At 45.5% G+C, this 11,785-nt stretch carries 9 protein-coding genes; 4 read left to right on the top strand and 5 right to left on the bottom strand.

Annotation, left to right across the window (positions count from 1 at the left end; all coding sequences use genetic code 11):
* Positions 1-49: 49 nt before the first annotated feature.
* The 4 genes from glcE to BTV98_RS06200 form a co-directional block, all read right to left on the bottom strand.
* A complete protein-coding gene (glcE, locus tag BTV98_RS06185; RefSeq protein ID WP_075103174.1) occupies positions 50-1,108 on the bottom strand; it encodes a glycolate oxidase subunit GlcE in 1,059 nt (352 codons plus the stop codon).
* On the bottom strand, positions 1,105-2,586 hold the full coding sequence (locus BTV98_RS06190; RefSeq protein WP_075103175.1) for an FAD-linked oxidase C-terminal domain-containing protein: 1,482 nt from the start codon (positions 2,584-2,586) through the stop codon (positions 1,105-1,107). Before BTV98_RS06190 ends, glcE begins: the two co-directional genes overlap by 4 nt.
* Before the next feature lie 50 nt (positions 2,587-2,636).
* Positions 2,637-4,610 (bottom strand): gamma-glutamyltransferase, encoded by a 1,974-nt coding sequence (ggt, locus tag BTV98_RS06195; RefSeq protein ID WP_075103176.1) that lies wholly within the window; start codon positions 4,608-4,610, stop codon positions 2,637-2,639.
* Positions 4,611-4,999: 389 nt separating this feature from the next.
* Positions 5,000-5,557, bottom strand: coding sequence for a hypothetical protein (locus BTV98_RS06200; RefSeq protein WP_058368959.1), 558 nt, complete (start codon positions 5,555-5,557; stop codon positions 5,000-5,002).
* A 272-nt stretch (positions 5,558-5,829) separates the two neighbouring features.
* On the opposite strand from BTV98_RS06200, the gene BTV98_RS06205 reads away from it, so the two are divergent.
* Both BTV98_RS06205 and BTV98_RS06210 read left to right on the top strand, forming a co-directional pair.
* Positions 5,830-6,516 (top strand): response regulator transcription factor, encoded by a 687-nt coding sequence (locus tag BTV98_RS06205; RefSeq protein WP_058368960.1) that lies wholly within the window; start codon positions 5,830-5,832, stop codon positions 6,514-6,516.
* Between the two features lie 14 nt (positions 6,517-6,530).
* Positions 6,531-8,081, top strand: a complete 1,551-nt coding sequence (locus tag BTV98_RS06210; RefSeq protein ID WP_143505664.1) for a cell wall metabolism sensor histidine kinase WalK — start codon at positions 6,531-6,533, stop codon at positions 8,079-8,081.
* Positions 8,082-8,182: 101 nt separating this feature from the next.
* Here BTV98_RS06210 and BTV98_RS06215 read toward each other — a convergent pair whose 3' ends face one another.
* Complete coding sequence (locus tag BTV98_RS06215; protein WP_058368962.1) at positions 8,183-8,839, bottom strand: hypothetical protein; 657 nt, start codon at positions 8,837-8,839, stop codon at positions 8,183-8,185.
* A gap of 487 nt (positions 8,840-9,326) precedes the next feature.
* On the opposite strand from BTV98_RS06215, the gene BTV98_RS06220 reads away from it, so the two are divergent.
* The gene (locus BTV98_RS06220; RefSeq protein WP_058368963.1) at positions 9,327-10,478 is read left to right on the top strand and encodes an acyl-CoA dehydrogenase family protein; all 1,152 of its coding nucleotides are present in this window, start codon (positions 9,327-9,329) and stop codon (positions 10,476-10,478) included.
* A 68-nt stretch (positions 10,479-10,546) separates the two neighbouring features.
* Positions 10,547-11,752 carry an acetyl-CoA C-acetyltransferase gene (locus BTV98_RS06225; RefSeq protein WP_256713862.1) on the top strand — a complete coding sequence of 402 codons (1,206 nt, stop codon included), beginning with the start codon at positions 10,547-10,549 and terminating at the stop codon, positions 11,750-11,752.
* Positions 11,753-11,785 lie beyond the last annotated feature (33 nt).

Raw genomic sequence — 11,785 nt, forward strand, 5'->3', positions numbered from 1 at the left:
CATTCAGCTATCATGTAAAGCTATTACGCTCAGATAGGGTATGCAGCCATTACATCCAACTATAGAGACGACCCGGATTAAAAATGCCTATGGGATCAAAAGCATGTTTGAGCCGTTGATGTAGCCTACGCAGCGGCTCGGGTTGAGTATGAAAAACATCCAGCTGCCGATCGCCTCCACGGTAACGGCTCACTTGACCGCCCATACTCTTGGCGAGTGCCTCTAGTGATTCAGTATCTAAATCACCGCGCAGCCAACGTTGGCTACCGCCCCAATCTAGCAGCCACTCTTTATCTGACAATACATGTTCAGCACTACTATTGACTGAGAACCGCCACAAAGGCGTATGACCTGAAAAATAATCTAGCTGCTGCTCGCGTAGCTGCGTCCATAGATTATCACCGTCTTCTAATACCACACCTTGCCACTGCTTAACGGTGCTGTCGACTGCACTACGCGCGCCTTCTAGACGTAGATAAAGCTGATTCTCAAACCAACAAGCAGCCGTCAATGGATTTGGCAGTCCTGCCAAGCGATTCATCTCCTCTATTGCCTGCGTTGCATCCATCTCGCGTTTGAGGGTGGTAGTAGCGGTAGGTTTGGGCATGACCTTTAGGCTGATCTCACTAATAACACCTAAAGTCCCCATCGCTCCAGCCTGCATTCTTGAGACATCGTAGCCGGCTACGTTTTTCATCACCTGACCACCAAAGCGTAGTGCTTCGCCTCGACCATTAATCAGGCGAATACCGAGGACGTAATCCCGGACTGAGCCATTCCAAGGACGTCCGGGTCCCGATAGATGACACGCTAGCGTACCCCCTAAAGTCGCTTGTCCATTAAATAGCGGCGGCTCAAACGCTAATCTTTGGTTGTGTTCACTCAAAGCGTTATTAATCTCGGTCAACGGCGTGCCAGCGCGTGCGGTCAACACCAGCTCAATCGGCTCGTAACTCACAATACCACTGTGCTCAGCAATATTAAGCGGGACACCCTCGGGCGTGCGACCCATAAACGCCTTGCTGCCACCGCCAACTATTTGTAATTTGCTACCATCAACACCCGCCTGTTTAACTCGCTCAATTATCTCAGCACTGATATCTTTCATGCTGGTGCTCCCTGCTGTAGTGGCTGACTCACTGAATCGTCCATTACCTTGTTAAGTGCTCGGTATTCCTGACAATTTTTTAGGACAGGAATACCTTTACCTGGATTGAGCGTACCAACAGGATCAAAAGCGGACTTAATAGCATGAAATTGGCGTAATTCCTGCTCATTAAATTGCACACGCATTTGGCGTATTTTTTCTATACCGACGCCATGTTCACCAGTAATACAACCGCCTACTTTGACACAAAGCTCTAAGATACGAGCGCCAAACTCCTCAGTTTTTTCAAGCTGACCTGGTATATTGGCATCGAATAATATCAGTGGATGCAAGTTACCATCACCGGCATGAAAGACATTGGCCACGCGTAAGTTATAGTGCTCCGAAAGTTTTTGCATTTTAGTCAATACATAAGCCAGCTGGCCACGAGGAATAGTGCCATCCATGCAATAGTAGTCGGGTGAGATGCGGCCTACTGCTGGAAAGGCGGACTTGCGACCTTTCCATAACAAAGCACGTTCCGCCTCGCTTTGAGAAACTCGAGTTGAGGTGGCTCCTAGTTGGGTTAAGAGCTGCTCAACTTCGATGATTTGCTCTTGAACTTCCGCCGCCGTACCATCTAATTCACATAAAAGTAGCGCTTCTGCATCGGTAGGATAACCTGCTTGAGCAAAAGCTTCGGCCGCTATAATAGCGTGGCTATCCATCATCTCAAGCCCAGCTGGGATGATGCCTTTAGCAATGATGCCGCCTACCGCATCACCAGCTGTCTGTACGTTATCAAAACCGGCCATGATGACCTGTGCCTTTTCGGGACTGGGCAGTAATTTGACCGTCACTTCGGTGACTACGCCAAGCAAACCCTCAGAGCCAGTTATCAAGGCCATAAGATCAATACCGTTACTGTCCAGCCCCTCATTACCAAGGCTAATCAAGTCTCCTTCGACTGTGACCATTTCTACTTTTAACAAGTTATGTACCGTCAGCCCGTATTTGAGGCAATGTACACCGCCTGAGTTTTCGGCGACGTTGCCGCCTATCGTACAAGCAATTTGGGAGGAGGGATCTGGACCATAATATAAGCCATGTACGGAAGCCGCCTCACTGATGGCTAAGTTACGTACGCCGGGTTGCAAGCGTGCCGTGCGTGCTAAAGGGTCTATCTCGAGGATATGCTTAAAACGCGACAGTACTAACAGCACGCCATCAGGATTAGGCATGGCTCCGGCACAAAGCCCGGTACCTGCTCCGCGAGCGACCACCGGAATCTGATAACGATGACAAATACGCATGACTTCTTGTATCTGCTCGACCGTATCTGGCAAGACGACTAGCAGCGGCATATCACAGTAAACAGACAGACCATCACACTCAAAAGGCTTTTGGGTCTCCTCATCACTGATTACGTATTCGGGCTCGATAAAATCGCGAAACATGCTCGCTAACGTGGCTTTATCAGGTCTTTTACTCTCAATCATATGGCCCTCCTTAGCTTAGGATCTGCTGAACACCCACTTTGTTACCCGATTTAATATCCCACCACTGCCGCATCGACAATGCGCGGATCAGAAGAACCATATACACCATTTGGCGTCAACATAATGGACTGCGTTGAGCCCATTGTGGCTTTTGGACTGACCGTATGTCCCATTGATTCGAGTTTTTTAACCGTGTCAATATTTAGTGCCTTTTCAGTGCGTATCTCATCAGGCAGCCATTGATCATGAATACGCGGTGCATGCGTGGCCTCTGCGATATTCATATCATGGTCGATGACATTGGAGATGATTTGGGTGACGGTAGTAATGATACGGCTACCGCCGGGGCTGCCAGTCACGATATAGGGTTTGCTGTCTTTGAATACTAAAGTTGGACTCATCGAGGATAGCGGACGTTTATTGGCTTCTACAGCATTTGCCTCACCGCCTAATAAACCATAGCCATTAGGCGTGCCTGGCTTCGCAGAAAAGTCGTCCATCTCGTTATTAAGTAATATACCGGTACCTTCAGCGACAAGTCCCGTACCGTATGAGAAGTTCAGCGTATAGGTATTGGAGATCGCATTGCCGTCTTTATCCACGATAGAGAAATGCGTGGTTTGATCGCTCTCGTAGGGCAGTGGATTGTTGGCTTTAATTGTGGCTGCTGGCGTGGCCTTGTCTGGATTAATCAAGGTGCGCAGCTTATCTGCATATGCTTGAGCGGTGAGACCGCTGGCAGGCACATCGATAAAGTCTGAATCCCCTAAATACTCAGCTCGATCAGCGTAAGCCAGCTGCATCGCTTCCGCCATTAAATGAATGGTTTGTGCGCTATTTTGTCCATAGTCTTTAAGCGGATAGCCTTCTAAGATATTTAAAATCTGCACGATGTGAATACCACCAGAAGAGGGTGGCGGCATCGAGACAATTTCATAGCCACGATAGTCCCCTTTGACTGGCTCGCGAGCGATGGCTTCGTAATTAGCCAAATCCTGCAAGCTCATGCTACCGCCAGCGTCATTAACGGCTTTGACTAATTTATTCGCGGTCTCACCTTTATAAAAGCCATCAGCACCTTGCGCAGCAATTAATTTCAGCGAGCGAGCAAGTTCGGGCTGTTTTAAGCGTTCCCCAGGCTGATAGGCGCTACCATTAGGTTTAAAGAATATCTTCTTGGTGCTGGGCCATTTTTGCAATCGATCGCTTAAGGCTTCTAGCGATTCCGACAAGCCCGCAGTGACTTCTATACCGTCCTCAGCTAGTGCAATTGCTGGCGCCATTACTTGTTCGCGGCTCATGGTGCCATGAGCTTCTAACGCTTTTAAAAGCCCTGCGACTGTCCCCGGCACACCAATAGCTAAACCATGAAAGCGCGATAAGTCGCTGACGGCGTTGCCTTCTTCATCGAGATACATATCACGCGAGGCACTACTCGGTGCTTTTTCACGGTAATCGAGCGCCACCGTTTTGCCCTTCTCGGCATCATAAATCATCATAAAGCCGCCGCCACCGATGTTCCCAGCGCGCGGTAAGGTAACGGCTAAGGCAAAGCCAACAGCGACGCCAGCATCAACGGCATTGCCACCGTCTTTTAGAATCTGTAAGCCAATGTCAGAGGCCAATGCTTCTTGAGTGGCGACCATGCCGTTCTTTGCCCAGACCGGATGATGGATAGCATCTTCAGAGTAGATGGCTTGATCGGCTTTGGCATTGCTAGTCGTTGAGGTAAGCGTATTGGTTTTCGCTCGGGTGATGCGCTGAGTCTCAAGTACGACCGTTGGGTTGTCCGTCATGATGGCGAGATTGATGGCGCTAGTATTGATCGAGGTATCATTTATCACATTGGCATCAGTTGGTGCAACGGGTTCAAGCGCATGAGCAGATACAGACAGCAAGATTGTACTGCTAATCAATAGCATCGCAGATTTTAATGTCGTTTTTAATACTATTTTACTTTGATAATTTTGGTGGTTGTGAGAGGAAGTAATATCGTTATGAGGTTGAGAAGGTATTTTTTGCATCGCAAATTCCTTTTTACGAGTAGGTGGGAAATCACACAAGAGTGATAAAAAAAACGGTTAGATATTTATCTATATATAGCAAGTTATATAGATAGTAACGAATATACAAGCTAGGTCAAAGCAGTTTATCAACTTTTATATTTTAATATTACTAGAGCGTGTCCTCAATCTGAACGAGTGAACTTCTAATGGGCTAAAAATGGCTATATTTCCGTACCATTCTCAGAGAAAGAATTTTTAAAGTTAATTAAAATATCAGATTGATTTGAATGTAAATGTGGAGAACTAAAAAGCGCACCGTTCATACGATGCGCTTTTTTGTGTCTGAACTAATACTTAGACTAACGAGATAGTCAGTATTGCCATAACGTTATAACGACTGACATATTTTAGTTCTGCATTTTTTGGCGCTCTGAGCCTTTATGACCTTTAGCCATTCTATCAGCCTTAATTGCTTCTAGCTTTTGGCGCTGCTCAGCGGTGAGTACTTGCATTATCGCGCTGTGGTTTTGCATACGATTGCCAGAATTGTTTTGTCTAATAGTAGCGATCTGCGCTTGCTGCGTTGCTGTTAGATTCAATTCTGATAAAGGACTGTTTTTACCGCCTTTATTATGCGAGCGGCGATGTCCTTTAGCTTGTCTTTCTGACTTTAAGGTTTCAAGTTGAGCGCGCTGCTCTGCTGTAAGTATCGCTAGCATTGCTTCACGATTTTGCATACGCTCACCGCGATTGTTTTGTTTAAGTGCTTGTAGTTGCGCCTGCTGCGTGGCTGTCAAATCTAGCTGCGACATTGGACCTCTCATGCCGCCTTTTTTCATACCATCTTTATGCTGCATTTTGCTGGTCGTTGGTGCTGTATCAGTGGTTGCGTTGACACTTGTACAAGCGGTAACTGCAAATACGCTAGACATTGCTAGTACTGAACCCATTAATAATTTTTTCATAAAAATATCCTGTATTTAATTCGGTTTGGTTAAATGAACATTAAGTTTTTATCTTGCAAGCATGATGTTTAGGGAGTTATAGATAAGTACTGTCAGCCAATCTATAAGCACGCTGTATAAAAGCAGTACTTGCTGTTGATAGGAGCTATCTTACGACAGTTAAAGGTTGCGAACATTTATGAAGTATTAAGAAAGGTAACGTTTATAGCGTATTGATAAGCACTTGCCTGATAATATGGGTGATAACGCTATTAAGGCTCAAGGAGACAGATGTGCCAAATATATTGTTAGGTGATGATGACGAAGAGTTGACCCAGTTATTACAAGAATACTTGCACAATCACGGTATTCAATGCGATTGCGTTCATGATGGTGAGGCGGTCTTACAGAAACTTAAAACCGCATCTAATGGTACTTCCGTTTATGATTTGCTGGTGCTTGATATTATGATGCCAAAAATCGATGGGCTTAGTGTGCTGCGTCAATTGCCGAATATTAGTGATATTCCAGTCATTATGTTGACGGCAAAAGGTGAAGAGATCGATCGTATCATTGGGCTTGAGCTTGGTGCTGATGATTACATTACTAAACCCTGCAATCCGCGTGAGTTGCTGGCACGCATCAATGCCGTCATCAAGCGCACTAATGCGGCAGCATCAGAGCATACGCCGCTACCAGAGAGTCGTTTGCATCTGGATCAAAATCAGCGGCTTTGTCAGATAGATGGTGTAGAGCTACAAGTGACGGGGACAGAATTTGATTTGTTGGTCGCGCTACTCAAACAAAAAGGCGAGGTGGTGAGTAAGGCGTGGCTATCAGAGCATGTGTTGCAGCGTGAACTGCAGCCGTTCGATCGTAGCCTTGATGTACATGTCTCGCGCCTACGCAAAAAACTCCAACCTTTCCACGATGAGCCTATCAAAGCTATCCGTGGTAAAGGCTATCAGCTGGTGCTGTAATGACGGACTCATCGATGAAACCTGCCAAGAAAGCTATTAACAATCAAAGTCTTAATCAAGCGCCTAAATTTAAGGTACGAATCACGCTGTTTTGGCGTTTGTTTCTAAGCCTGTTATTAACGATTCTGATCACCTCTATTTTATCTATCGTGGTGGAGCGCTGGCTGGTCGAAAAAGCACTGAATGCTCGCATGGATGTACAAATTGATAGTTTATTAATTAAGCGTCAAGAGATGGTTGAAGCCTTACAAGTGGGTGATTTAACTACCGTTAGGCAGATGTATCGTGAAGACCGATGGCTTATGAATCAAATCAGAGTCTACGACGAGCAAGGCGCCATTATATTTCCGCGTTATCGAGATAGAGAGGAGCGTAGGCAAGAACATAGGCAGGAACGGATGCCAGATGAAAGGCAGGTAATGAGGCCTTCATCAATGCCACCGATTCGAGCAAATATAGTTAATCCCGATAGTCGTCCTGAGTTGGCTGACGTGACGGTCGTCTTACCAGATGAGCAGGCAGTCATTGTACAATTGCGTCCGCATCTGCGTTTTGCCGACGTTGTAGCGCTGCAACGCGGTAATTTTCCGATACGTTTATTACTGATTATTGTTTTTAGCGTCTTAGTTTGTATTTTGCTGAGTCGTACGCTGACCCAGCGTATTCGCCGTGTACAAAACACAGTGCACCGTATGATTGACGGCGATTATCAGGCTAATCCAAATTTATCCAAAATGGGAGACGATGAGCTTGGTTTACTCGCGAAAGACGTGGCCAAGCTCTCAACACGACTGGCAGAGAGTGAGCTGGCACGCAAGCAGATGCTCAGTGACATCTCGCATGAGCTGCGCTCGCCATTGGCACGGCTTGACGTTGCGACTGAGCTGACGCGAGACTTTGCGCCGAATGCCAATCGTTACCTTGATCGTATTGATAAAGAATCTGCGCGGATGAATGAGCTGATTGAGCAAATCATTCATATTCAGTCCCTGCAAATGCAGCAATATACGATCGACAATCTAGAAAATGAAGTGGTTGATATTGCTGAGATTATCAGTGAGATTGGACAAGATGTCTGCTTTGAGTTTCAACAGAAAAACGTGCGCTGGCAATGGCAGCCGGATGAGTTATCATTGACAGATTCTTTATTAGCTACGCCTTTATCAACGACTTCTCCAGAAACTCCTTGGACAGTGCTGGGCAATCAAGAACAGCTACACAGTGCACTTGAAAACGTCATTCGTAATGCTTTTATGCACACTGCCGCTGATTCAACGGTTATTGCTGAGATTAAACAAGCAGAGATGGATGGTAAAAGACCTGCTATTCAAATCAGCATTATAGACGAAGGCGGCGGTGTTGCGGATAAAGATTTGGAGCGTATTTTTCAGCCGTTTGTAAGGCTTGATTCTGCCCGTCATCGCGAAACTGGCGGCTATGGATTAGGATTAGCGATCGTCCATGCAGTTGTGATGGCACACAAGGGTCAGATTCATGTCTATAATCGCCAAGATAATATCCAAGGGTTGGTGGTACAGATTGTGTTGCCTGCCTATTCTAGGTAACTTGCACAGCAGTTACCTGCACAGCAATATAAATTGTCTTAATAGCAGAACTTATGGTCATTTAATTGAATGGCCGTTTTAGATAAGCTATTTTGAAAAAGCTATTTAAGTGCAATCGTATAGCTCTGTGGCTTGTCTTGCAAATTGTAAGCTTCAATAGCTTGTAATTTGAATTCATTACGATCGTAAAGGCTAGGATCCTCAGCAGCTCTCGACTCGAGCAGATCCATGGTGGAGTAATAGTTTTCATCTGAGAAATCACCAAAAAGATTTTTGGCGATATAGTTTAAGTACTTTTTATTGTAGCCCCGTATCTCAAACTCCGTATAGTAGCTGTCTTTTTCACGACTGATGACGAGATTATCGGTTATCTCTAGACGTGATGGACAGTTAAAACATCCTGGAACAAACTGCACATCTTTTATATCGACTTGACTGAGTAAATCCTGTGTTTTGGTTGTTTGACTATTATAATTTACATTGGACTTAGTCGTATATTTGCAGGCCTCATTATCTATTATTCTAATTCGGTTAATCTGATTCTTCTTATCTGTTTCTACATGAAGGCTGCAATCCGCAGATTGTTGGTTGCTATAACCACCTAAACTCTGCTTTTTTAATCCCAAGTTATATTTCTTATTTAGGGTGTTTATGCTTTTACCCAAAGAGCTTGGTTTGATAAAGTTTTGATAGTCTGCTGCATGGACAGGTATAGAGATAGTAGCGATTAAGCTGGATATTAATAACGTTTTCTTCATAACTTATACCTAAATTTCGAGAGCATTAGTTCACTTAATACAACCATCAAAGACGGGCTCTAAGTCAACTTTGTAAGCTTAACGCAATTATAGTCAACTTGTTATCTGAATGCTATCACCATAAAAAAGCCCCAATACGGGGTTTTTGATTAATTATGGGGTTAGAGAAAGGGTTAAGACAATGATTAAAAACATAATAATCTCGCTTGTCATTAACGATACGGACTAGTCATTAGCAAAGTTAATGACCTAGTAGTTCATGAGCTTTGGTTTGGCAGTCATTGTATAAACAAGTATAGTAAATAATCAAACTACCTACAGTCAGTTCGAAATAAATTCGATACGTTAATAGCCAAGTGCTGCTGGGGTAAATTTTTTGCAGCCTCTGTCACGCTTGCGAACAGCACGCAAGAAAAATTTACCCCAGCAGCACTGTATCAGTTTTAAAGTGAACCAACTATAGCAACCTAAAACCAAGGATGGATCAATGACTATTGCATGCTTTAAGCCAAAATGGATGGATGAAGAGATTGAAATGCTGCATGAGAGTGCGCTCAAAGTATTTAGAGATTGGGAAGCACACGATGAGAAGTGGCGTGAAAACGGTATGCTCGATCGGGAGGCTTGGCTAGAAGCGGGCGAGATGGGGTTTTTATGTGCCTCAATGCCAGAAGAATACGGCGGGGCAGGTGGTGATTTTCGCCATGAAGCCGCGCTGATTTATGCGCAATCTGAAGCCAATCAAGCGGGCTTCGGTGGCTTTTTGCATTCAGGCATCGTCGCCCCTTATATTTTGCATCATGGTACTGAAGCGCAAAAGCAGGCGTGGCTACCCAAAATGGCAACGGGTGAGTTAATCGGCGCGATTGCTATGACTGAGCCGGGCACAGGCTCAGATTTGCAAAACATCAAAACCTACGCAGTCAAAGAAGGTGATGATTATATTATCAATGGCTCAAAGACCTTTATCACTAACGGTCAACTGGGTAATTTAATCATTGTTGCCTGCAAAACTGACCGATCTCTTGGCGCTAAAGGCGTATCGCTTATCGTTGTTGAAACCGATAATGCTCCGGGGTTTGAGCGTGGCAAAAAGCTCAAAAAACTTGGTATGGCATCACAAGATACTTCTGAGTTGTTTTTTAATAATATGCGTGTGCCGCAAGCCAATTTATTGGGTACGGCTGAAGGATTAGGTTTTACGCAATTAATGCAAGAATTACCGCAGGAGCGCCTAATCGTAGCGTTGGCAGCGATTGGGGCGATGAAGTTGGCTCTGGACTTAACTATCGACTATACCAAAGAGCGCACGGCTTTTGGCAAGCCAGTATGGAGCTTTCAAAATACCCGCTTTAAGCTGGCAGAATGTAACAGCCATTATATTGCCTCAAGTGCCTTGTGTGATGCCGCTATTGAAGCATTGGTCGAAGATAAGCTCACGGTACAGCATGCCGCTTTAATCAAATATTGGGTGACCGAAAAACAGTGCATCGTAATGGATGAGTGTGTGCAGTTATTTGGTGGTTATGGCTATATGATGGAATATCCGATTGCGCGTTTGTACGCTGATGCACGGGTTCAGAAAATCTATGGCGGTACTAATGAGATTATGAAAGAGCTGGCGTCACGCTTTATGTAAGCGACTTGTTTTAAATAATCGAAAATTTTATTAAGACTATTTCATTAAGACTATAAGGACATAGCATGATTCAGACGGCTTATATTTACGACGCCATTCGTACTCCTCGCGGTAAAGGCAAAGCAGGTGGCAGCTTAAATCAAGCGACCCCCATTTGGCTAGTACGCACCTTACTTAATGCCATGCAACAGCGCAATGATTTAGACACTAGCTTGGTCGATGATGTGGTGCTCGGCTGTGTGACCCCAATCGGCGAACAGGGTGCAGATATTGCCCGTATTGCGGTGCTTGATGCGGGCTGGCATGAAACGGTCGCTGGCGTGACGTTATCGCGGTTTTGCGCCTCTGGCCTTGAATCAATTAACTTGGCGGCGAGTAAAATCATGTCAGGTATGGAGGATATGGTCGTTGCAGGCGGTGTGGAATCAATGAGCCGTGTAAAAATGGGCGCAGATGGCGGTGCTTGGTTTATGGATCCGCGGATAAATTCAGTGACTGGCTTTGCTCCGCAAGGTGTTGGTGCCGATACCATTGCCACCCTCGAAGGGTTTAGTCGTACAGATGTTGATGCCTTTGCTACCGAGTCGCATCACCGTGCTGCTAACGCATGGGCTGCTGGTTACTATGACAATGCGGTGATACCTGTGCATGATTTAAATGGTCGCTTGCTTTTAGATAAAGATGAGACCATTCGTCCCGATACGACAGTCAATACCTTAGCAGGGCTCAAGCCTTCGTTTGCATCGCTTGGTGCGATGGGTTTTGATAGCGTCTTGTTGGATAAATATACCAGTATCGAGCGCATCAATCATGTGCATCATGCCGGTAATTCCTCTGGTATCGTTGATGGCTCTGCGCTTTGCCTTTTGGGGAGCGAAGCTGCGGGTAAAAAAGCAGGATTGCGCCCGCGTGCAAGAGTCATTATGGCGTCGGTTATTGGCTCTGAGCCCTCTATTATGCTGACCGGTCCGACACCTGCTTGCCAGAAAGCTCTCAAAAGAGCCGGTATGACGGCAGCCGATATTGATCTATGGGAGATTAACGAAGCGTTCGCTGCGATACCGATGAAGACGGCGAAAGATTTGGGTGTCTCACTGGACAAAGTCAATGTTAATGGTGGCGCTATTGCCATGGGACATCCGCTAGGAGCCACTGGAGCCATGCTGCTCACCACTGTGCTTGAGGAATTAGAGCGTCGTGATCTAAAAACGGCCATGATTACGCTTTGTGTCGGTGGCGGTATGGGTATCGCCACTATCATTGAGCGTGTATAAGCTATCTGTAAGACGATGGTTAAATAATAAGTT

The organism is Psychrobacter sp. Cmf 22.2, assembly GCF_001921745.1.
Taxonomy (GTDB): domain Bacteria; phylum Pseudomonadota; class Gammaproteobacteria; order Pseudomonadales; family Moraxellaceae; genus Psychrobacter.